Genomic DNA, 22,819 nt, shown 5'->3' on the forward strand with positions numbered 1-22,819 from the left:
CGAATCCACTGGTGATGGCGGGGTGGGTCCGGTTGAGGGGGACGCCGTAAACCCATCCCTGGGGGCTTGGTCGCGGCATCCATGCCGCTCACACCCCCTCAACCGGCCCCACCCCGCCTTCGACAGATCTGCGCAATCTGCCGGAATGGCATGGCCTGCTCTTGGTGGGTGTCGACCTTGGTCGACACGGTAGATCCACACCGTGCGTGGATGGCGCTGGATGGAACGAACCGAACTCGGGGTCAGAGCCCTTTTCCTGCGGAAAAGGGGATCCGACCCCGCGCGGTCAGATCTCCACCTGCGCGCCCAGTTCCACCAGGCGGTTGCCCGGAATCCGGAAGAAGCCGGTGGCCGGGGCGGCGTTGCGATGCATCAGCGCGAACAGCTTGTCACGCCAGATCGGCATGCCACGGTTGGCGGTGGCGACGATGGTCTCGCGGCTGGCGAAGAAGGTGGTGTCCATCGGGTCGAAGTAGATGCCGCCGTGGTCGCACGAGCGCATCAGCGCCAGTGGCACGTCCGGGGTCTCCATGAAGCCGAAGCGCACGTAGACGCGGTAGAACTCGTCGCCCACCGATTCGATCTTCAGTCGCTGCCCTTCCATCGCATACGGGATCGGCAGGGTTTCCACGTGCAGGAACACGTTGCGCTCGTGCAGCACCTTGTTGTGCTTGAGGTTGTGCATCAGCGCGTGCGGGGCCACGGTCGGGTCGGCGGTGAGGAACACCGCGGTGCCCGGCACGCGTACCGGCGGCGCCAGCATCAGGCCCGGCAGGAAGGTATCCAGGCGGATGCCGTCCTTGCGGATCTCATCGCGCAGCAGCTCGCGGCCACGGCGCCAGGTACGCATCATGGTGAACAGGAAGATGCCCAGCACCACCGGGAACCAGGCGCCCTGCAGCAGCTTGGCACCATTGGCGATGACGAAGCCGAGGTCGATGATGAAGAACACCACGCACAACGGCAGGATCCAGTTGCGGGCCTTCGGCCACAGCGAACGCGCGACCAGCGCCAGCAGCAGGGTGTCGATCAGCATGGTGGCCGACACCGAGATGCCGTAGGCCACGGCCAGGTTCGACGAGCTGCGGAAGGCCAGTACCAGGCCGATCACCATCACCGCGATACCCCAGTTGATGCCCGGGATATATATCTGGCCGATGGTGTCGTGCGAGGTGTGCTTGATGCGCATGCGCGGGATGTAACCCAGCTGCATGGCCTGGCGCGAGACCGAGAACGCACCGGTGATGACCGACTGCGACGCGATCACCGCCGCCATCGTGGCCAGGATGATCATCGGGTACAGCGCCCACGGCGGCACCGCCTCGAAGAACGGGTTCTTCAGCGCCTCGGGGTGGTTGAGCACCAGTGCGCCCTGCCCCAGGTAGTTCAGCACCAGGCACGGCAGGACGAAGAAATACCAGGCGTGGCGGATGGGCTTGGCGCCGAAGTGGCCCATGTCGGCGTACAGCGCCTCGCCACCGGTCACCGCCAGCACCACCGCACCAAGAATGAAGATGCCGTGCCAGCTGTGCTCCATGAAGAAGCGGATCGCCCACCACGGGTTGAAGGCCTTCAGCACTTCCGGCGCGTCGACGATGTTGTAGATGCCGATCGCGGCCAGCGAGATGAACCAGACCGAGGTGATCGGGCCGAATGCCTTGCCGATCTTTTCGGTACCGAAGCGCTGCGCGGCAAACACCATCAGCAGCACCACCACGGTGATCGGCACGATGAAGGCATGCAGGCCGGGCGCGGCCACCTCCAGGCCCTCGACCGCGCCAAGCACGGAGATCGCCGGGGTGATCACGCCGTCACCGAAGAACAGCGAGGCACCGAAGATACCGAGGATGCCGACCACGTAAGCCGAGCGCGACCCGTTGCGCAGCGTGCGCTGGGTCAGCGCCATCAGCGCCATGATGCCGCCCTCGCCGTCATTGTCGGCGCGCATGATGATGGTCACGTACTTCAACGTGACCACGATGTTCAGTGCCCAGAACGCCAGCGACAGCACGCCCAGCACGGTGTCGTGGTCACTGTTGAGCCCGTAGTGCGGCGAGAACGCCTCCTTCAGGGTGTACAGCGGGCTGGTACCGATATCGCCGAAGACCACGCCGATCGCACCGATGATCAGCGCCATGCCTCCGGCGGGAGGGGCGTGACCGTGGCCGCCGGGGGCAGCTGCGTGCGGGGTTTGACTGCTGGACATGGGACTCCTGGCGAAGCTCAGGCGGTTCGTTGAGGGAAAGGGAGGCGGGTCAGCGCAGCGCCGACTGCAGCGCCTTGCGGATCACGGTGGCCACTTCGTCGCCTTCATTGAAGGCGTCGCGGGCCATGCGTGCCGCTTCGGCCGGCTTGTAGCCCAGCTGCTGCAGGGCCACGGTGGCATCGGACAGCGGATCGGCCGGCGCCGGGCCACTGCCGGTCGGCAGCGCGCCGCCGGCACCGAACTGGGCGGCGCGGTCACGCAGCTCCAGCACCATGCGTTCGGCGGTCTTCTTGCCGATGCCCGGGATGCGGGTCAGCGCGGTGATGTCACCGGCCTGGACCATGCGCGCGAACTCCTCGACTGTGACACCGGACAGCACGGCCAGCGCGATCTTCGCGCCGATGCCACTGACCTTCTGCACGTCGCGGAACAGGCGCCGCTCACCCTCGCGCAGGAAGCCGTACAGCGAGACGCTGTCTTCCTTCTGCGAGTAATGGGTGTACAGGGTGACCTCGCGGCCGAGCTCGGGCAGGTCGTAGAAGGTGCTCATCGGCGCCTCCAGTTCGTAGCCCACTCCGTTCACGTCCACCACCAGCCACGGCGGCGCCTTGTAGGCGACGATGCCGCGCAGTCGACCGATCATTGCGTGCAGCTCCTCATTTGCGACCCCACGCCTGGCGGGCACTGAGCCCCAGGCGGTTGGCCGTCGCCCTTACGTGGGCATGGGTGATCGCCACCGCCAACGCGTCGGCCGCGTCGGCCTGCAGCTTGGTTTTCAGGTTGAGCATGAGCCCGACCATGTGTTGAACCTGTTGCTTTTCGGCGCCACCGCGCCCGACCACCGCGAGCTTGATCTCGCTGGCGGCGTATTCGTGCACCGGCAGGTCGCGCAGCACCACGGCCGAGATCGCCGCGCCCCGGGCCTGGCCCAGCTTCAGCGCCGAATCGGGATTGCGGGCCATGAACACCTTTTCGATGGCCACTTCATTGGGCTGGTATTCCCGGCACAGGTCGGCCAGGCCCAGCACCAGCAGCTTCATGCGCTGCGGGAAGTCGTCGGCGCCCAGCAGCACCAGCGGCTGGTGGTGCACATGGCTGACGCGGCCGGCGGCGTCGACATCGATGATGCCGACCCCGGTCCGCTGCGAACCGGGGTCGATGCCGAGGATGCGGGTCATGCTGCACTCCTGGCGGGGCGGAACGGGGTGCGCTGGCAGGCGTATGGGCTCATGACTGTCCGCGGTGACCGTTCAACGGCCCGCGCCCAGGCCGTCGAGGACGGCTCAGGCGTAGGCGTCGGCGCCGAGTTCGGCGTTGGAATACACGTCCTGCACGTCGTCCAGGTCTTCGAGCATGTCCAGCAGCTTCTTGACCTGCAGGGCGACGTCGCCTTCGACCTTGATGTCGTTGTCCGCGCGGAAGGTAACCTCGGCGTGGTCGGCGACATGGCCGGCGGCGGCCATTGCGTCCTTGACCGCGTTGAACGCGTCAGGGCTGGTGACCACGTCGATCGAGCCGTCGTCCGGGTAGACCACGATGTCATCGGCGCCGGCCTCGATGGCCGCTTCGGTGATGGCTTCCTCGTCGGCACCCGGGGCGAAGCTGAGCACGCCCAGGCGCTTGAACATGAAGGCGACCGAGCCTTCAGTGCCCATGTTGCCGCCGCACTTGCTGAACGCATGGCGGACATCGGCCACGGTGCGCACGCGGTTGTCGGTCAGGCAGTCGACGATCACGGCCACGCCACCCGGGGCGTAGCCCTCATAGCGGATTTCCTCGTAATCGACACCTTCCAGTTCACCGGTGGCCTTCTTGATGGCGCGCTCGATCACGTCCTTGGACATGTTCACGGCCAGACCCTTGTCCATGGCCACGCGCAGGCGCGGGTTGTTGTTGGGGTCGCCTCCACCGCCGCGCGCGGCAACGCCAATCTCGCGGATGATCTTGGTGAAAATCTTGCCGCGCTTCGCGTCGGACGCGTTCTTGCGGGCTTCGATGGAGGGGCCTCTACCCATGGGTGCTACCGTCTGGCTGCTTCAGGATCAAGGCGCGGATTCTACCTGATCGGGGGCGGCAACCGTGTCTAGGGCGGAGGGATGCCGCCAGGTCATGCCCGGCGGAGAGCGTGCGAACCAACGGTTCGCACCCACCCAGGCAGGCCGGTCGCGCCTACTCAATCATGCGGCGGCGGCGTCGCGGCTGTGGTCGAACTGGCCGTGGCGCAGGAAATGCGCGGTCTGCCGCGCGGCATCGGGCGACACCACCAGGCCACTGTGGCTGGTACGCACCACGCAATGGTCGGCCAGGCCCGGCAGGCGCGTCTCGGCCAGAGCCACCGTGCCGTCGGAGGCATCGTCGATCGCCCCCAGCAGGCTGCCCAGCCCATGCGGCACCGAGCCGGCGATCAGCCCGACTTCGGCCTTGCCCTGCCAGTCCGGCAGGCCATCGAGCAACAGTTCGCTGCTGCGGCCCAGCGCCAGGCCCCACCCGTGCTCGGACAACGAACGCGCAGTGCCGCTGCCGCGCAGCGGCGAGCCCAGGCAGACCACGCGCTGCACGTCCAGCTGCGGTTGGCGGCGCAAGGCCTCCAGCGCGAGCAATCCGCCCAGGCTGTGACCGACCAGCGACAACGGCCCGGCATCGGCCAGGCGTTCCAGCAGCTGCGGCACGGCCACGTCGGGGCCACCGAACACCGAGGAATAGCCGAACGCGTGCACCTGGAAACCGCGCGCGCGCAGGCGCCAGGCCAGCGGCCCGACCCAGGCACGGGCATTCCAGATGCCATGCAGCAGCAATACGGGGGGAGTCATGCAAACAGCCTGGCGGTCAGCGGGGCAGGAACGTGAGGTGATTGAACACGCGCGCGCAGCAAGCGGCGGTGAACGTCAGGCCGCGCGCGGCGCGCGGCGCAGGATGAATTCGAGGTCCTGGGTGTCACCAACCGGGAACAGGTACTCGCCGGCCTTCTCGAAACCGTAGCGGGCGTAGAAGCGTTGCGCGCCGAAGTTCTCCGACCACACGCCCAGCCACAACGTGCGCGGGCCTTCGTGTTCCAGCCAGGCCAGCGCGGTTTCCAGCAGGCGGCTGCCCCAGCCGCAGCTCTGCTGCGTCTTGATCAGGTACAGGCGCTTGAGTTCGCCGTCACCGGGTTTCACATCCGGATGCGGCAGGCCACAGGGGCCGGCGGCGGCGTGGCCGACCGCCTCCCCATCCAGTTCCAGCAGCCACACCGCGTAGTCGGGGTGGGCCAGGATCACGCGCTGGCGCTCGACCGTGTAGGCCTCCTCGAGGAAGGCCTGCAGGTCCTGCGGCGGATACAGATGGCCGAAGGTTTCGGTGAACGTGCGTGCGGCCAGCGCCGACAGGGTCGGCGCGTCGTCCACAGTGGCGCGGCGGATCGAATACATGCAGGAAGTTGACGTCAGGGCGAAGCGCGGGTCAAGCCTTTTCAGGCGATTCCGCTTCTTCTTCCTCGTCCTCTTCCTCGTATTCCTCTTCGTCCTCGTCCTCTTCTTCCTCGCCTTCCTCGTCCTCGTCGTACTCTTCCTCTTCGTCGTCCTCGTAATCCTCGACGCCGAAGTCTTCACCATCCCAACGGCCTTCGCCGTCGGCGACGAAGGTCAGGGCCATCGCCGCCGGATTGGTACCGACGCGGACCAGCCAACCACCGAACACGCGTGCACGCTCGGTGACCAGGGTGGCCTCGGAGCCTTCATTGCCCAGCTTTTCCCACTCCAGCGAAAACGCAAACTCGGTCATTGCCTGGATCTCCTGATCAGTTGGTCTTGGGGCGAACCTGGATGTGCACTTCGGCCAGCTGCGTATCGACGATCGGCGACGGCGCGTCGGTCATCAGATCCTGTGCACCGGTGGTCTTCGGGAACGGGATGACGTCGCGGATCGACTCGGTGCCGGCCATCAGCGCGGCGATGCGGTCGATGCCGAAGGCAATGCCACCGTGCGGCGGCGCGCCGTAGTTCAGCGCGTCGAGCAGGAAGCCGAACTTGGCGCGGGCTTCCTCGGCACCGATGCCGAGCAGCTCGAACACCGCGCTCTGCATGTCCGGACGGTGGATACGGATGGAACCGCCGCCGATTTCATTGCCGTTGAGCACCATGTCGTAGCCGCGCGAGACGGCGGTACGGGCATTGGCGCGCAGGTCGGCGATGTCGTCCACGGCCGGTGCGGTGAAGGGGTGATGCAGGGCGACGTAGCGCTGTTCTTCCTCGTCCCACTCGAACATCGGGAAGTCGGTGACCCACAGCGGCGCCCAGCCGTCGGCGACCAGGCCGAAGTCCTTGCCGGCCTTCAGGCGCAGCGCGCCCATGAAGTCGGAGACCTTGTTGTAGCCACCTGCGCCGAAGAACACGATGTCGCCGTTGCCGGCGCCGACGTGGGCCACCAGCGCAGCGAAGGATTCCTCGCTGAAGAACTTCTGGATCGGCGAGCTGACTTCGCCGTTGTCGGCGATCTTGATGTAGGCCAGGCCCTTGGCGCCGTACTTGGCGGCATGCGCGGCGTACTCGTCGATCTGCTTGCGGCTCAGCGACGCACCGCCCGGGATGCGCAGCGCGGCGACGCGGCCTTCGGCATCATTGGCCGGACCGGTGAACACCGGGAACTCGCTGTCCTTGACCAGCTCAGCCACGTCGACCAGTTCCAGCGCGATGCGCAGGTCCGGCTTGTCCGAACCGTAGCGACGCATCGCCTCGGCCCAGGTCATGCGCGGGAAGCTGGCATCCAGCTGCACGTCGACCACTTCCTTGAAGATGGCGCGGATCATGTCCTCGACGAAGTCCTGCACGTCGCGTTCGCGGACGAAGGCGAACTCCATGTCCAGCTGGGTGAATTCCAGCTGGCGGTCGGCACGCAGGGCTTCATCGCGGAAGCAGCGCGCGATCTGGTAGTAGCGGTCGAAGCCGGCCACCATCAGGATCTGCTTGAACAGCTGCGGGCTCTGCGGCAGGGCGTAGAACTCGCCCGGGTGCATGCGCGCCGGCACCAGGAAGTCGCGCGCGCCTTCCGGAGTGGCCTTGGTCAGGATCGGGGTCTCGATGTCCTGGAAGCCCTTCTCGTCCAGATGGCGGCGCAGGGCCTGCACGAGCTTGATGCGGGTGCGCTGCATGCGCTGCATTTCCGGGCGGCGCAGGTCCAGGTAACGGTACTTCAGGCGGGTTTCCTCGCCCGGGTTCTCGTGGGCGTGGAACGGCAGCGGCGCGGCCTTGTTCAGCACGGTGATGGCGGTGGCGATCACTTCCACCTTGCCGGTGCGCATCTTGTCGTTCACCGCGTGGCGGGCGCGCACGACGCCTTCCACCTGCAGCACGTCCTCATAGCCCAGCGACGCGGCCACGGCGAACACTTCGGCGTTGTCGACCTCCACGGTCACCTGCACGATGCCTTCATGATCCCGGAGATCGATGAAGCAGACGCCGCCCTGATTACGGGCCACGTCGGTCCAGCCGGCGAGGGTGACAGTCTGGCCAATCAGGGTCTCGTCGACCAGGCCGCAGAAGTGGGTACGCATGGGGGAAGCTCCGCTGGAGAACGCCGGCACCGGATGGGGGCCGGAAAGCCTCGTATTCTGCGGCCGAGGCCCCGGCCGGGGCAAATCCGGCCAGTCACACCGGCTTGATCGCCCCCTTCCCTATAGTCAGGCACCTGCCACCGTATGGGATGCCGCCATGAAACCGCTGTCCCTGGCCAGCCTGGCCGTGACCCTGAGCCTGGGCACCATCGCCACGCTCGCCCTGCCCTCCGCCCCGGCCGCCGCGCAGGACGGGGTGATCCGCTGCGAGAGCCAGAACAACCGCGAACGGGTCTGCAACACCGGCTGGCGCAATGCGCAGCTGGTGCGCCAGCTGTCCGGCAGCGCCTGCGACGAAGGCCGCACCTGGGGCAGCCGCAATGGCAGCATCTGGGTCACCAACGGCTGCCGCGCCGAATTCGTCGAGGCCCGTGGTGGCTGGGGCGGCGGCAATGGCGGTGGCTGGGGAGGCAACAATGGCCGGCCCGGCGAAACCATCCGCTGCGAGAGCCAGAACAACCGCGAGCGCAGCTGCCCGGTCGGCTGGCGCAATGCCCGCCTGGTCCGCCAGCTGTCCGGCAGCCCCTGCAACGAAGGCCGCACCTGGGGCGTGCGCAATGGCGCGATCTGGGTCAGTGGCGGCTGCCGCGCCGAATTCGCCGAGGCCCGCGGCTGGGGCGGTGGCGGTGGTGGTGGTTGGGGCGGCGGCAACAGCAACTACTCGATCACCTGCAGCAGCAACAACAACCGCACGCAGAACTGCGACTGGGATGATCGCCAGGGTCGGCCGGTGCTGCAGCAGCAGCTGTCCGGCAGCGCCTGCCAGCAGGGCCGCAGCTGGGGCTATGCACGCGGACAGGTGTGGGTGAGCAACGGCTGCCGGGCACGCTTCGGCACGCGCTGAGCATGGGGTCGGATCCCTGGCCGATGGCCAGGGCCCTGACCCCGGTCAGGTATCCCGCATCCACGCATGGCGTGGATCTACTGGGGATCTTTCTGGGGTCGGAGCCCTCCGCGGGAGGGATCCAACCCGAAGATCAGGGTGCTGGCGCCTTCTCGTCGCCCCACGGTGCGGGTGGCAGGTCGACCGGCTTGCTCAGGTCGAACTTCACGCGGAAACGGCGGCCCTCCGGGCGCGTCAGTTCGTAGACGAAGGTCTGGTCGGGGTCGATCTCCATCGCCCAGGTGTTGTGCGTGGAGGCCAGCATGTCGGCACGACGGAACATTGCCACCGAATCGGAGTCGGCCGGGAACTGCTGGCGCTCGGCGGTGCCCGGTGGCGTGCTGTCACCGCCGTAGAGGGTGATCGCATCCGCGCTGCCATCCTGATGGCGGTGATCGTGCTTCAGGCGCAGGCCGTTTTGGGTGCGGGTCAGCACCCAGGTGCGCGAGTGGTCATCCCCCACATGGAAAGGAATCCGCAATTCATGGGCAGGATCGGCACAGCCACGCACATGCATGACCAGGCGCTGGCCGGCGAACGGGTCCTTGCCGGTCGGTGCCGGCGTGTCCTCCACCACTCGGCCTTCATAGGCCTGGCCGCAATGCGCGGCGATGGCGGCCATGAAGGCATCGGCCGGTGCGGTCGCCAGATCATGCGCGACCGTATCGGAACGCTGCGAGCAGGCAGCGAGGCTGAGCAGGAGGGCGGAAGCGGTAACAACGGCAGGCAGACTCATGCCCCAACCCTAACCACCCGGGCCGGAGCACGCAAACCGCGCGGACCGGCCATGTCACCTCAGGGGTGCAGCCAGACCTCGCAGCCACCCAGCTCCTGCTTCTGGCCATCGGCGGCATAGCGGCGGGTGATCTCGGCCAACCATTGCACGCGCTCGGGGCTGCTGCCCAGCTGGTTGGGGCAGTTGACCAGTGCGGCCAACGGCAATCCACCCAGTGCTGCGTCATCTGCAGCCAGCGATGCAAGCACGTCGTCCGATGCCCAGTCCGGAATCATCACGGCGCGGCGGCCGGAGAGATACGGCAGTTCGGAGGACCAGTCCTGTCCGAATGCGACCACCACGCCCTGCGCCGTCGTACCGGCGCGGATGGCCTCGGCGATCTGCGAAACCGATGTCGGCTGGCGTGCTTCCTTGATGTCCTTCAGCGACTTCACCAGGCCAAAGCCCACCGACAGGACGCACAGGAAGATCGCCAGGGCGACGCCACGGCGCGGCTTGCCCGCCGCTTCGGCCGCCAGCACCGTCGACCACAGCACCAGGCCGATGATCGAAGTGGCGAACACGATGTTGGCCGCCTGGTAGTAGGGATGGGCGATGTGCAGGTTGGTGAAGACCAGGAACGGCGCCAGGTAGGCCAGCAGCAGGATCCCCACCGCCACGCGCGTGCGCTTCTGCCACAGCCCGGCGATGATGAAAATGAGGAAGATCCAGTTGGAGCCGATCGCACCGGAGAAGCGCTTCTTGAACACGGTGCCCCACCAGGTGGCCGGGTCCAGGCGCTGCTGCAGGGTGCCGTAGTTCCAGGTGGACAGTGCATCGGAGGTGATCTGCCGGCCCAGCGCCGACTGCGCCTTCAGCGCGTCGGCGTGCTGCAGCCACAGGCTGAGCGTGGCCAGCACGGCAAGCGCGGACAGGCCACCCCAGAACATCAGGCGCCAATGCTGCTGCAGCCACTGCGGACGCCAGCCATGCTCACGCAGGGCCAGCCACAGGAAGGCCAGCGCAACGAACGCGGCAAAGCCGAAGAACGAGGTGACCTTGATGGCCGCCGACAGCACCGCTGCGACAATGGCGACCAGGCCTACCCATGCGCGCGGCTGGCTGCGCAGGCGTGCCATTGCCCAGACGAAGAGCAGGCCGAAGAACACGGCGCTGGACTCCATCATCACCGAGCGCCCCCAGAACTGCGCGTACGGCGAGACGGCGAATGCACCGGTCACACACAGCGCCAGCGTTCGATCAGGGCGCCACGCCAGCAGCGTGCGGTAGACCAGCCAGATGCAGCCGACATGGAAGACGGTGGAGACCAGCCGCCCGCTGTTGTCGGCACTCATGCCGGTGATGCTGGACAGCAACGCCGCCAACCACTGGTAGAACGGGAACTCGAACGGAATCGACCAGGGCGCACCCAGCACCGGGGTCACGTAGTCCAGCCAGGGGCCGCCGCGCAGCAGCCAGTCGATCGACAACGCGGTCTGCGTCTGACGGAATCCGGAGGCATCGACCGGCGGCATCGACCAGCTGCAGGCCAACAGGATCAGCAGCGCGACCGCCGAGAACCACAACAGGATCTTGCCCGGCAACAGGCTGCGGTCTGGGTTGCTTTCCTGGGTCACGCCTGTTGCTCCTGACTGTGGCCGCCCACAACAGGGCGCGCTTCACGGGCGCGCAGTGTCTGCGTTGGCGCACGCGAGTGCAAGCTGCGGCTCAGCCCTGCGGTGGCAGCGGCGCCTTCAGCGGCGCGGCGTGGATGACTTCGGTGGCCGCTACCGGTGCTGACTCGCCCTCGCCCGCCGGCTCCTGCTCCACCGGATCGACGTCGAACGGCGTGCGGAACACCAGCGACGGCAGCAGCGTGGTCAGTGCGGCGTACAGCAGCAGCGCGCCGAACAGTACCGCCGGAATCTGGAAGCGCTCGCGCATGATCGCCGCCAGCACCAGGGTGAAGATCAGGGTCGGGGCCAGCGCCAGCGAGACCCGCAGGCTGCTGCGGAAGCTCTCGCCGAACATCACCCGGCGCTGCAGCCAGACCACGCCGATGCGCAGCGGCAGCACCACCAGGGTGATCACGATGCCCAGCCCCAGCGCCTCGAAGCTCAGTGCTTCGCTGGGCACCTTGGTGCCGGCGTTGAAGAAGTAGAACGGCACGAAGAACGAGGCGAACAGGCGCAGCGCATGCAGGTTCTCGTGCGAGGCCAGCAGCGGCATGCGCTGGTGGAGCAGGCGCGCGACCAGGCCGGCGATGAAGGCACCGACCAGGTAATACACACCCAGCAGATAGGTGATGTACGCCGCGACCATGCCGACCATCACCAGCAGCGAGAACTCCGAACCCGGCGCGTGCGGCGCCACCCAGCGGCCCAGCGCGATGAACAGCAGCGGCAGGCCGACCATCATCGCCAGCAGGGCCAGGCTGGACAGCGCCATGTGCCCCGGGTCGCCGGCCTGCAGCACGATGAACAACGCCGCCAGCGCCAGCAGTTCGCCGGCGATGGCCTTGCTGGTCACCCAGAACCGCTCGTCTTCGCTCAGGCCCAGCCGCGACAGCGAATCCATGATGAAGCCGGTGGAGGGGGTCAGCAGCGCCAGCGCCAGCAGCCCGGCGGCCTGCCACGGCAGCCCCGCGTAGCGCCAGGCCAGCCAGCCCACGCCGAACAGCGTGCCGGTACGGATCACCAGGTGCGCCAGCAGCGGCCACATGCCACGGCGCAGCGCCTGCAGATCCACTTCCAGGCCGGCAAACAGGAACAGCGAGGAAATGCCCAGCGTGGCCAGCAGGCCGATCACCGCATCGTGTGCCTGGTCGCCCAGCCAGAGCATGCCGATGATGCCGAACAGCAGGCAGGTCAACGGCGCCGGCAGGCTGAAGCGCTGCAGCGCGCGCGGGATCACCAGCAGCGCGAAGATCAGCAGCAGGTAGATCAACTCATGGCTCATCAGGGTCTTCCGTGGGGTTCGAACGCGCGCAGGATGCGCGTGCCCGACCGATCCGGCAAGCCATTTTCGAATGACCCCGGTTACCTCATCCGATCATCGCGTCGGCCAGCGCCCCCACCCGCGCAAGCACCGCTCCGCGTTGGTCCTCATCGACCGACGCGCCCTGCAGATAAGCGGTGACCACCCACGCTGCGCCGCCCGCATGCGGCCACAGCACGGCGATGTCGTTGCGCGTGTCTTCACCGTTGCTGCCGGTCTTGTCCCCCACCCGCCAGCGCTTGCCCAGCCCGGCGCGCAGGCAGGCATCGCCGGTCTGGTTGTCGATGAGCCAATCGGCGAACTGCTGGCGCGATGCCGGCTGCAGGCCATTGCCCACCGCGAAGCGGGCCAGGCTGGTGGCCATCGCGGCCGGGCTGGTGGTATCGCGCGGGTCTCCCTTCGCGAACAGATTCACGTCCGGCTCGTTGCGGTCATTGCGGGTAACGCTGTCGCCCTGCCCGCGCAGGAATGCCGTCAGCGCCGACGGCCCGCCCACCACCTCCAGCAGCAGGTTGGCCGCCGTGTTGTCGCTGGTGGTCAGCGTGCCCCGGCACAGATCGCGCACCGTCAGGTCCTTGCCCACGTGGCGGCGCGCCACCGGGGCGTAGGACAGCAGATCCTTTTCGGCGATGGGCACGCGGGTGTCGAGCGAAACGCGGCCTGCATCGGCAAGGCTCAGCACATGGGCAACCAGCATCGACTTGAACGTGCTGCACATCGGGAAGCGCTCGTCCTGCCGATGCCCGCCGATGCGACGGCCATTACCGGTGTTCAGCACGGTGACGCCCAGGCGGCCACCGCTGGCTTTCTCCAGCGCGGCGAAATCGGCGGCGCCGGCAATGGCGGCGGGTGTGCCGGACGAAGGGGCAACAGCCCGCGCCAACGCCGGGGCAAGCAGCGAGGAAGCAACGGCAGCACCACTGAACTGCAGGAATCGGCGACGGGCGAGCATAGGGGTTCTCCTGGTGACCGCTCGATTATTGGCGCCTCCCATGTAGCCGACCAGCGCGAAAAATCAAGGCAAGCCATAAGTTGAATTCATGCCTTTCGTGATCAACTTGTTGAGATTTACGAAATTCCTCATTGAACGGGTAGGATCAGCCATCACCCTGGCTCACGGCTTTCCGATGCTGCACCCGACCCTGCCGCTGAACGCGCTGCGCGCTTTCGAAGCCGCCGCCCGCCACCAGAACTTCACCCGTGCCGCGCTGGAGCTGTGCGTCAGCCAGGCCGCGCTGAGCCACCAGATCCGGGGCCTGGAGGACCGGCTCGGCATCCGCCTGTTCCATCGCCTGCCGCGCGGGGTGGCGCTGACCGACGAGGGCGCGGCGCTGTATCCGGTACTCAACGAATCGTTCGAGCGCATCTCGGCCAGCATCGCGCGCTACACCGGCGGACCGGCCCGCGAGGTACTGACACTGGGCGTGGTCGGCACCTTCGCCACCGGTTGGCTGCTGCCGCGGCTGGCTGCATTCGAGGCCGCGCACCCGGACATCGAGCTGCGCCTGCAGACCCACAACAACCGCATCGACCTGGCCGGCGAAGGGCTGGACCTGGCCATCCGCTTCGGCGATGGCGACTGGCAGGGCCAGGCCTGCACGGCGATCCTCGATGCGCCCTTTGCACCGCTGTGCGCCCCGGCATTGGCGCGGCGGCTGAAGCAACCGCGCGACCTCGCCACACTGCCGTTGTTGCGTTCCTACCGCAGCGACGAATGGCCGCGTTGGCTGCAGGCAGCCGGGGTCAGCGGCGTGGAAGCCCGCGGGCCGGTGTTTGATTCGTCGCTGACGGTGGCGATGGCTGCCGCCGGGGGTGCCGGCGTGGCCTTGCTGCCCTTGCGCATGTTCGAGCAGGAACTGGCCGAAGGCCGGCTGCTGCAGCCCTTCGGCACCACCCTGGAGCTGGGCCGCTACTGGCTGACGCGGCTGCGCTCGCGCGCCGAGCGCGAGCCGGCCAAGCGCTTCCGCGAGTGGCTGCAGGCGCAGGGCGCATAACAAAAAGGGGACGGAGGGGATTAAGTCGTATGTGCACATACGACTTAATCCCCTCCGTCCCCTTTTTCGCGGAGTCAGGACTCCAGCAGCTCCATCCAGGCGGCTTCGGCCTTTTCCAGCTGCGCGGCGGCGGTTTCGCGGTCGCGGCCGATCACTGCCATGCGGGTGGCGTCGGCGTAGTTGGCCGGGTCGGCCAGCTGGCGGTCCAGCTCGGCCACTGCGCCTTCCAGCTCGGCCACCTTGGCCTCGGCGGCAGCCAGCTTGTGCGGGTTCACCGGCTTCTTCTGCACCACCTGCGCCACCGGGGCGGTCTTGACCACCACCGGCTCTTCCACCTGCTCCATGCGCGCCTTGGTGCCCTGCGCCTGCGGACGGGTGCGCAGCCATGCGGCGTACGCGTCCAGGTCGCCGTCGAACGGCTCGACCACGCCATCGGCCACGCGCCAGTAGGTATCGCAGACCAGGCCGATCAGGTGGCGGTCATGCGAGACCATCACGATCGCGCCTTCGAAGGTGGCCAGTGCTTCGGCCAGCGCTTCGCGCATTTCAAGGTCAAGGTGGTTGGTCGGTTCGTCCAGCAGCAGCACGTTCGGCTGCTGCCAGGCGATCAGCGCCAGCGCCAGGCGCGCGCGCTCGCCACCGGAGAACCCATCGACCGGCTCGAATGCACGGTCGCCCGGGAAGTTCCACTTGCCGAGGAAATCGCGGAACGACTGGTTCGGTGCGTCAGGGGCGATCTCGCGGAAGTGCTCCATCGGCGACTGGCCTTCGTGCAGCGACTCCACCGTGTGCTGGGCGAAGTAGCCGATCTTCAGGTCCGGATGGGCCATGCGCTCGCCGACGATCGGCGCCAGTTCGCCCACCAGGGTCTTCACCAGGGTGGTCTTACCGGCACCGTTCGGGCCGAGCAGGCCGATGCGCTGGCCCGCTTCCAGGCCGAAGCCGACGTTGTGCAGGATCACCGCGTCCTTGCCGTAGCCAGCCTCGACGTGGTTCAGGCGGATCAGCGAGAACGGCAGCTTGGCCGGCGGCGCGAACTCGATGCGGAACTCGCGCTCGGCACGCACCGCTTCGGTGCCGGCCAGCTTGGCCAAGCGCTTCATGCGGCTCTGCGCCTGCGCCGCCTTGCTGGCCTGCGCCTTGAAGCGGTCGATGAAGCTCTGCAGGTGGGCGCGCTCGGCCTGCTCCTTCTCGTGCGCGATCTGCTGCTGGCGCAGCTGTTCGGCGCGCTGGCGCTCGAAGTCGGTGTAGCCGCCCGGGTAGAGCTTGGCGCCACCGCCGTGCAGGTGCAGGGTGTGGGTGGCAACGTTGTCGAGGAACTCGCGGTCATGCGAGATCAGCAGCAGGGTGCCCGGGTACTTCAGCAGCCACTGTTCCAGCCAGTACACCGCGTCCAGATCCAGGTGGTTGGTCGGTTCGTCAAGCAGCAGCAGGTCGCTGGGCATCATCAGCGCGCGCGCCAGGTTCAGGCGCACGCGCCAGCCGCCGGAGAACGAGGACACCGCGCGGTGGTGGGTCTCGGCCGGGAAACCGAGGCCGTGCAGCAGCTTGCCGGCGCGCGCTTCGGCGTCGTAGGCATTGAGCTCGGCCATCTTCGTATGCGCCTCGGCCACCGCTTCCCAGTCTTCGCGGGCGGTTGCGTCAGCCTCGGCGGCCAGCACCGCGGCCACCTCGATGTCACCGCCGAGCACGAAGCTCAGCGCCGGGTCGGGCAGCGACGGGGTTTCCTGGGCAACGCTGGCGATGCGTACCTTGCCGGGCAGGTCGACATCGCCCTTGTCCGCCTCCAGCTCGCCCTTCACCGCCGCGAACAGGCTGGACTTGCCAGCACCGTTGCGGCCGACCACACCCACCCGGTAACCGGCATGCAGGGTCAGGTCGACATTGGACAACAGCAGCCGCTCGCCGCGGCGCAAGGCGAAATTACGAAGCGAAATCATGGGGGAAGGCGTCCATATAACCGAATGGAATGTGCTGGTGAGCACTGTTCCTGCGACGCAATTCTAGCGTTAACGAATACTTGACGCGCCCCGGGATGCGCGGCGGCCGGCGTTCCTCTCTCCCACGTCCTCGCCGCGCGCCTCCCGGGCCCCCTCCCCGCAAGTGCCGATCCGGGCTAAATGGTTGCTGCTGCAACGTTTTTCCCGATGACCGGCATTTGACAGCCACTGAATATCCCGTTAATTCCTGCTTTGCGCACCGCAACAACCGCCGTCCGCCTCACCCCCGTGATGTCGATTCCGGTGCCGCCCCCGCCAACCGGAGCCCCATCCCGATGACCCGCAAGACCAGCCTGATCGCCGCCGCCGTCGCTGTCGCACTCGGTGGCTCTCCGTTCGTCGCCGCTGCCCAGCAGACCGGCACCGCCGCCAACACCCTGGACACGGTGATCGTCACCGGCACCCGCGTGGCCGACCGCACGGTCGCCGAATCGCAGTCGCCGATCGACATCATCACCCCCGAAGCCCTGCAGTCCACCGGCACCAGCGAACTGGCCACCGCGCTGTCGCGCGCGCTGCCCTCGCTGAACTTCCCGCGCCCGGCCCTGACCGACGGCACCAGCGGCGTGCGCCCGGCGCAGCTGCGCGGCCTGTCGCCGGACCAGGTGCTGGTGCTGGTCAACGGCAAGCGCCGCCATACCTCGGCGATGATCAACGTCAACGGCAGCATCGGCCGTGGCTCGTCGGCGGTGGACATCAACGCGATCCCGATCGCCGCCATCGAGCGCGTGGAAGTGCTGCGCGACGGCGCGTCGGCGCAGTACGGTTCGGACGCCATCGCCGGCGTCATCAACATCGTGCTCAAGGGCAGCGGCAGTGGCGGCAGCCTGGCGGTGGACTACGGCCAGTACTCGGCCGGTGACGGCAACAAGTACCAGCTTTCCGGCGATACCGGCGTCGAGTTCGGCAACGGCCGTGGCCGCGTGCACGTGGCCGGCCAGATCAGCCAGCAGGACGAGAGCAACCGTGCGGGCCCGTACCGCGGCACCACCCCGAACACCGGCAACTACCCGAGCATCGGCCAGAAGACCTTCATCGTCGGCGACCCGCGCGTGGATGCCACGGCCGCCTCGGTCAATGCCAGCTTCGACTTCAGCGACCGCGTGACCGGCTACGCCAGTGCGCTGCTCAGCAACCGCGACATCACCTCGTTCGCGTTCTACCGCTCGCGCAACCACAACGGGCAGACCGCGCTGCTGGCGCAGACCTATCCGGACGGCTTCGTGCCGGAGATCAACCAGTACTCCAAGGACCGCTCGCTGGTGGCCGGGGTCAAGGGCAGCACCGACAACGGCTGGACCTGGGACCTGAGCCTGAACCATGGCGAGAACACCCTCGACTTCCACACCCGCAACAGCATCAACTACAGCCTGGGGGCGACCAGCCCGCGCTCGTTCTACGACGGTACGCTGAAGTACCAGCAGGACATCTTCAATGCCGACCTGACCAAGTCGCTGGACTGGGGCCTGGCCTACCCGGTCACGCTGTCCTTCGGCGGTGAGTACCGCAAGGAGAAGTGGGACCAGAAGCCGGGCGAGCTGAACTCGTACACCGGCAGTGGCGCGCAGGGCTTCGGTGGCTTCACCCCGACCAATGAAGTGCATGCCGACCGCCACAACTACGCGGTCTACGCCGGCCTGGAAGCCGACCTGACCGAGAAATTCTCGGCCGGCATCACCGGCCGCTACGAGGACTACTCGGACTTCGGCGACCGCTTCTCCGGCAAGCTGTCGGCGCGCTATGCGTTCACCGACAAGGTCGCGCTGCGGGCCACCGCCTCCAGCGGCTTCCGCGCACCGTCGCTGGCACAGCAGGGCTACCAGGCGGTCACCAGCCAGTTCACCAATGGCGTGTTCGTCGAGCGCGGCACCTTCCCGACCACCAGCCAGGCCGCACAGGCACTGGGCGCCTCGCCGCTGAAGGCCGAGACCTCCACCTCCTACAGCCTGGGCCTGGTGCTGCAGCCGGTCGACCGCCTGTACATCACCGTTGATGCGTATCAGATCGACATCGACGACCGCATCGCGCTGTCGTCGAGCATCACCACCAATGCCGCCAGCAGCGCGCTGCTGACCACGCTCGGCCTGCCGCAGGTGACCGCGTTCTCGTACTTCACCAACGGCCTGGATACGCGCACCCGCGGTGTCGACTTCGTGTCCAGCTACACGGTGCCGTTCAGTGCCAGCAGCCTGGAACTGACCGCTGCGTACAGCTACAACGACACTGAAGTGCGCCGCGTCGGCGGCACCCCGGCGGTGTTCGGCACGCTGGGCCTGAACCAGTCGCTGATCGGCCGCGATGAGATCGGCCGCATCGAGGACAGCTACCCGCGCGACAAGGCGATCCTGAGCGGCACCTGGCGTTCGGACCACTGGGAACTGGGCCTGGCCGCCACCCGCTACGGCAAATTCACCGTGCGCAACTCGGCCACCGCGCTGCGCGACCAGACCTACGGCGACAAGTGGGTGCTGGATGCCTCGGCCAGCTACAAGCCGAGCAGCAACTGGACGCTGACCGTCGGTGCCGACAACCTGCTGAATGAGTACCCGGACCGCACCGAAGACCTGCAGAACTCCACCTTCGGCATGCTGCCGTACAGCAACTACTCGCCGTTCGGCTTCAACGGCGCGTATGTCTACGGGCGGATCAAGTACACCTGGTAAGCGGTAGTGCTGGCCGCTGGCCGGCAATCCCCTGGTGGGGTCAGATCCCGTTTCCTTCGGGAAAAGGGATCTGACCCCATTCGCATTTAGGGTTTGCCGTATCTGGCCTCATCGGTGAAAATCGGGATACCCCCGATTTCCTGCGAGTGCCGATGCACCATGACACCGACCTGATCAACATCGTTGCCGTTGGCCTCGGGCTCGCCTTCATCTTCGGCGCGCTGGCCAACAAGCTCCGCTTGTCTCCCCTGGTCGGTTACCTGGTTGCTGGCATCTGCGTAGGTCCGTTCACTCCCGGCTTCGTTGCCGACCAGGCGCTGGCCAACCAGCTGGCCGAGCTGGGCGTGATGCTGCTGATGTTCGGTGTCGGCCTGCACTTCTCGCTGAAGGACCTGATGGCGGTCAAGGCCATCGCCATCCCCGGTGCCATCGGCCAGATCGCCGTGGCCACCCTGCTCGGCTGGGGCGTGGCCTCGCTGATGGGCTGGCCGGCCATCCATGGCGTCATCTTCGGCTTCTCGCTGGCCACCGCCAGTACGGTGGTGCTGCTGCGGGCGATGGAGGAGCGCCGCCTGCTGGAGACCATGCGCGGCAAGATCGCGGTCGGCTGGCTGATCGTGGAAGACCTGGCCTGTGTGCTGGCGCTGGTGATGATGCCGGTGATGGCCGGTGTGTTCGGGCCCGACGCGGCCAAGGAATCGCACTCGCTGGGCAGCGTGCTGGCCGACATCGGCTGGACCTTCGTGCAGCTGGGCCTGTTCGTGGCGGTGATGCTGGTGGTCGGGCGCCGGGTCATTCCGTGGATCCTCGAACGCATCGCCGGTACCGGTTCGCGCGAACTGTTCACCCTGTCGGTGCTGGCGATCGCGCTGGGCGTGGCGTTCGGCTCGGCGATGCTGTTCGGCGTCTCGTTCGCGCTGGGCGCGTTCTTCGCCGGCATGCTGCTCAACGAATCGGAGCTGAGCCACAAGGCCGCGCATGATTCGCTGCCGCTGCGCGATGCGTTCGCGGTGCTGTTCTTCGTCTCGGTCGGCATGCTGTTCGACCCGAACATCCTCATCCAGCACCCGTGGCAGGTGCTGGCCACCGTGCTGATCATCATGTTCGGCAAGTCGGCCGCCGCCTTCTTCATCGTGCGTGCATTCGGCCACCCGACCAGCACCGCGCTGACCATCTCGGCCAGCCTGGCACAGATCGGCGAATTCGCCTTCATCATCGCCGGCCTCGGCGTGGCACTGCAGATCCTGCCGAAGGAAGGCCAGTCGCTGGTGCTGGCCGGCGCGCTGGTGTCGATCATGCTCAACCCGCTGGTGTTCGGCCTGCTCGACCGTTGGCAGGCCAAGCAGGAACAGCAGCCGCAGCCGGCCGAGCCGGAAGAAGCCATCGGCCCGTCGCGTGACCTGAACGCGCACGCCATCGTGATCGGCTACGGCCGGGTCGGCAGCGAGCTGGCGCAGGTGCTGCGCGATCGCGGCGTGCCGGTGCTGGTGATCGATGACAACAAGGACCATGTGGAGCGTGCGCATGCCAATGGCATTGCGGCGATCCGTGGCAGCGCCGCCGCCGACAGGGTACTGGCCGAGGCCCATCCCGAGCGCGCGAAGATCGCAGTGCTGGCGATTCCGCAGCCGCTGGAAGCCGGCGAGGCGCTGGCCAAGCTGCGTGCGATCAACCCGGAGCTGACCCTGCTGGCGCGTGCGCACAGCGATGCCGAAGTGAAGCATCTGCTGGAGCACGGCGCCGATGGCACGGTGATGGCCGAGCGCGAGCTGGCGTATTCGCTGGCGGAGATGATCATGTCCACGCCGCCGTACCGGAATCTGGGGCAGCACAGCATTCCGGTGGTGTGAGGGGTGTGCGTGCGGCAGGGCTTGCAGCCCTTTACCTGCCGAAGCAACGTCAACGACAAAAGCAAAAGCGGGCATTCCGTGGGATGACGGGGTGGGTCCGGTTGCAGGGGACGCCGTGAATCCGTCCATGGAGGCTCGGTCGCGCCATCCATGGCGCTCACGCCCCTGCAACCGGGCCCACCCCGCCTTCGACAGTTTCCTGCGATCTGCAGTAGATCCACGCCATGCGTGGATGCTGTTCGATGAAATGTCGGAATGTTCGATTCCGATGGAGATACATCCACGCATGGCGTGGATCTACCGGGTTGGATGCCGGCCAACGGTGCATGGGAAACAGAAAAATCCCCGGTCGACCCGCATCGACCGGGGATCTGGATCGCCACGTTGCCACTGCCTTGGAGAGGCAATTGCACCGTAGCGCATCGCGCTGCCAGTGGTGATCGCCTGTGGCGATATGCACCAAGCGCGCGGCTATCAGGCGCCGGCCAGGGCCTGCTCCAGGTCGGCGCGCAGGTCGCCGATGTGTTCGATGCCGATCGACAGCCGCACGGTGTCCTCGCTGACACCGGCCTTTGCCAGCTCCGCTGCATCCAGCTGGCGGTGGGTGGTCGAGGCCGGATGGGTGGCCAGTGACTTCGCATCGCCCAGGTTGACCAGGCGGGTGAACAGCTTCAGTGCATCGAGGAAGCGCGCGCCGGCCTCGCGCCCGCCGGGCAGGCCGAAGGTCAACACGCCCGAGCCGTGCCCGCCCAGGTAGCGCTGCGCGGCGGCATGCTCCGGGTCGTCGGCCAGTCCGGCGTAGCGCACCCAGGCCACCTTGGCATGCGCCTTCAGGAACTGCGCGACGGCCAGTGCGTTGGCGTTGATGCGTTCCATGCGCAGGGCCAGGGTCTCGATGCCCTGCAGGATCAGGAAGGCATTGAACGGCGACAGCGCCGCACCGGTATTGCGCAGTGGCACCACACGCGCGCGGCCGATGTAGGCCGCCGGTCCCAGCGCTTCGGTATAGACCACGCCGTGGTAGCTCGGGTCGGGCTGGTTGAGCCGCGCGAAGCGCGCGGGTTGTGCGGCCCAGTCGAAGCGGCCCGAATCGATGATGGCGCCGCCCAGGCTGGTGCCGTGGCCGCCGAGGTACTTGGTCAGCGAATGCACCACGATGTCGGCACCGTGCTCGAACGGGCGCAGCAGGAACGGCGTGGCCACCGTGTTGTCGACGATCAGCGGCACGCCGGCGGCATGCGCGACCTCGGCGATGGCGGCGATGTCGGTGACGTTGCCGCGCGGGTTGCCGATGGATTCGACGAACACCGCCTTGGTGCGGTCGTCGATCAACGCGGCGAACGCAGACGGATCGGCGGGGTCGGCGAAGCGCGCCTGGATGCCGTACTGCGGCAGCGTGTGCGCCAGCAGGTTGAGGCTGCCGCCATACAGCGCACTGGAGGCGACGATGTTGTCGCCGGCCTCGGCAATGGTCTGGATGGCATAGGTGATCGCGGCCTGCCCCGAGGCCAGCGCCAGCGCACCGATGCCGCCTTCCAGCGCGGCCAGGCGCTGCTCCAGCACGTCGGTAGTGGGGTTCATGATGCGGGTGTAGATATTGCCGGGCACCTTCAGGTCGAACAGGTCGGCACCGTGCTGGGTGTCATCGAACGCATACGCCACGGTCTGATAGATCGGCACCGCCACCGCGCGGGTGGTCGGGTCGGGACGGTAGCCGCCGTGCACGGCCAGGGTTTCCAGTTGCCACTGCGGGTCGCTCATTGCACCAGGCTCCATCCGGGGAAACCGCCACCATAGGCCAGCCGGGGCCGGCCGCTGAAAGCCGCTGGCGATGACGTCCGTACCCGCGGTTATCAGGTTGGCCGCGATTCAGGCAGCCGTCATGGGCCATTGCTAGGCTTCGCCGCCGGGCGTTCCTGCCCGG

Annotated in this window: 18 protein-coding genes; 4 read left to right on the forward strand and 14 right to left on the reverse strand. The window is 67.3% G+C overall.

What is annotated here, in order from left to right:
- Positions 1-286: 286 nt before the first annotated feature.
- From AB1281_RS15150 to aspS, 8 genes are all read right to left on the reverse strand, one after another.
- Entirely contained in the window at positions 287-2,206 is a 1,920-nt protein-coding gene (locus AB1281_RS15150; RefSeq protein WP_006438676.1) for a potassium transporter Kup, read from the reverse strand.
- Between the two features lie 49 nt (positions 2,207-2,255).
- Positions 2,256-2,849: a Holliday junction branch migration protein RuvA gene (ruvA, locus tag AB1281_RS15155; RefSeq protein ID WP_005410756.1), complete on the reverse strand. Its 594-nt coding sequence runs from the start codon at positions 2,847-2,849 to the stop codon at positions 2,256-2,258.
- Between the two features lie 13 nt (positions 2,850-2,862).
- Positions 2,863-3,384 carry a crossover junction endodeoxyribonuclease RuvC gene (ruvC, locus tag AB1281_RS15160; RefSeq protein ID WP_008268142.1) on the reverse strand — a complete coding sequence of 174 codons (522 nt, stop codon included), beginning with the start codon at positions 3,382-3,384 and terminating at the stop codon, positions 2,863-2,865.
- A 105-nt stretch (positions 3,385-3,489) separates the two neighbouring features.
- Positions 3,490-4,221, reverse strand: coding sequence for a YebC/PmpR family DNA-binding transcriptional regulator (locus tag AB1281_RS15165; protein ID WP_135967256.1), 732 nt, complete (start codon positions 4,219-4,221; stop codon positions 3,490-3,492).
- A gap of 162 nt (positions 4,222-4,383) precedes the next feature.
- Complete coding sequence (locus AB1281_RS15170; protein WP_014038228.1) at positions 4,384-5,016, reverse strand: esterase/lipase family protein; 633 nt, start codon at positions 5,014-5,016, stop codon at positions 4,384-4,386.
- Positions 5,017-5,091: 75 nt separating this feature from the next.
- Entirely contained in the window at positions 5,092-5,613 is a 522-nt protein-coding gene (locus tag AB1281_RS15175; protein WP_014038229.1) for a GNAT family N-acetyltransferase, read from the reverse strand.
- A 31-nt stretch (positions 5,614-5,644) separates the two neighbouring features.
- Positions 5,645-5,965, reverse strand: coding sequence for a hypothetical protein (locus tag AB1281_RS15180; RefSeq protein ID WP_014038230.1), 321 nt, complete (start codon positions 5,963-5,965; stop codon positions 5,645-5,647).
- A gap of 16 nt (positions 5,966-5,981) precedes the next feature.
- Positions 5,982-7,733: an aspartate--tRNA ligase gene (gene aspS, locus AB1281_RS15185; protein ID WP_049442644.1), complete on the reverse strand. Its 1,752-nt coding sequence runs from the start codon at positions 7,731-7,733 to the stop codon at positions 5,982-5,984.
- Positions 7,734-7,890: 157 nt separating this feature from the next.
- Between aspS and AB1281_RS15190 the strand changes: the two genes are divergently transcribed.
- Entirely contained in the window at positions 7,891-8,637 is a 747-nt protein-coding gene (locus AB1281_RS15190) for a DUF3011 domain-containing protein (protein ID WP_430346294.1), read from the forward strand.
- A 133-nt stretch (positions 8,638-8,770) separates the two neighbouring features.
- On the opposite strand, the gene AB1281_RS15195 is transcribed toward AB1281_RS15190, so the two are convergent.
- The 4 genes from AB1281_RS15195 to blaL2 form a co-directional block, all read right to left on the reverse strand.
- On the reverse strand, positions 8,771-9,412 hold the full coding sequence (locus tag AB1281_RS15195; protein WP_430346295.1) for a hypothetical protein: 642 nt from the start codon (positions 9,410-9,412) through the stop codon (positions 8,771-8,773).
- A gap of 59 nt (positions 9,413-9,471) precedes the next feature.
- Positions 9,472-11,028: an ArnT family glycosyltransferase gene (locus tag AB1281_RS15200; protein ID WP_430346296.1), complete on the reverse strand. Its 1,557-nt coding sequence runs from the start codon at positions 11,026-11,028 to the stop codon at positions 9,472-9,474.
- A 91-nt stretch (positions 11,029-11,119) separates the two neighbouring features.
- The gene (locus AB1281_RS15205) at positions 11,120-12,349 is read right to left on the reverse strand and encodes a cation:proton antiporter (RefSeq protein WP_101765961.1); all 1,230 of its coding nucleotides are present in this window, start codon (positions 12,347-12,349) and stop codon (positions 11,120-11,122) included.
- Positions 12,350-12,434: 85 nt separating this feature from the next.
- Positions 12,435-13,340: a L2 family extended-spectrum class A beta-lactamase gene (gene blaL2 / locus AB1281_RS15210; RefSeq protein WP_430346297.1), complete on the reverse strand. Its 906-nt coding sequence runs from the start codon at positions 13,338-13,340 to the stop codon at positions 12,435-12,437.
- Between the two features lie 175 nt (positions 13,341-13,515).
- On the opposite strand from blaL2, the gene ampR reads away from it, so the two are divergent.
- Entirely contained in the window at positions 13,516-14,382 is an 867-nt protein-coding gene (gene ampR, locus AB1281_RS15215) for a LysR family transcriptional regulator AmpR (protein WP_049465574.1), read from the forward strand.
- 74 nt (positions 14,383-14,456) lie between these two features.
- Here the strand turns inward: ampR and AB1281_RS15220 are convergent, their stop codons facing one another.
- Positions 14,457-16,322: an ABC-F family ATP-binding cassette domain-containing protein gene (locus AB1281_RS15220; protein WP_075676456.1), complete on the reverse strand. Its 1,866-nt coding sequence runs from the start codon at positions 16,320-16,322 to the stop codon at positions 14,457-14,459.
- Positions 16,323-16,657: 335 nt separating this feature from the next.
- Between AB1281_RS15220 and AB1281_RS15225 the strand changes: the two genes are divergently transcribed.
- Entirely contained in the window at positions 16,658-19,045 is a 2,388-nt protein-coding gene (locus tag AB1281_RS15225) for a TonB-dependent receptor plug domain-containing protein (RefSeq protein WP_075676454.1), read from the forward strand.
- Between the two features lie 152 nt (positions 19,046-19,197).
- Positions 19,198-20,895 (forward strand): YbaL family putative K(+) efflux transporter, encoded by a 1,698-nt coding sequence (ybaL, locus tag AB1281_RS15230; protein ID WP_049443065.1) that lies wholly within the window; start codon positions 19,198-19,200, stop codon positions 20,893-20,895.
- A gap of 474 nt (positions 20,896-21,369) precedes the next feature.
- Here ybaL and AB1281_RS15235 read toward each other — a convergent pair whose 3' ends face one another.
- Positions 21,370-22,656 carry an O-acetylhomoserine aminocarboxypropyltransferase/cysteine synthase family protein gene (locus AB1281_RS15235; RefSeq protein ID WP_430346298.1) on the reverse strand — a complete coding sequence of 429 codons (1,287 nt, stop codon included), beginning with the start codon at positions 22,654-22,656 and terminating at the stop codon, positions 21,370-21,372.
- Between the last annotated feature and the right edge of the window lie 163 nt (positions 22,657-22,819).

It is taken from the genome of Stenotrophomonas sp. NRRL B-14846, from assembly GCF_050473585.1.
In the GTDB taxonomy this organism is placed as follows: domain Bacteria; phylum Pseudomonadota; class Gammaproteobacteria; order Xanthomonadales; family Xanthomonadaceae; genus Stenotrophomonas.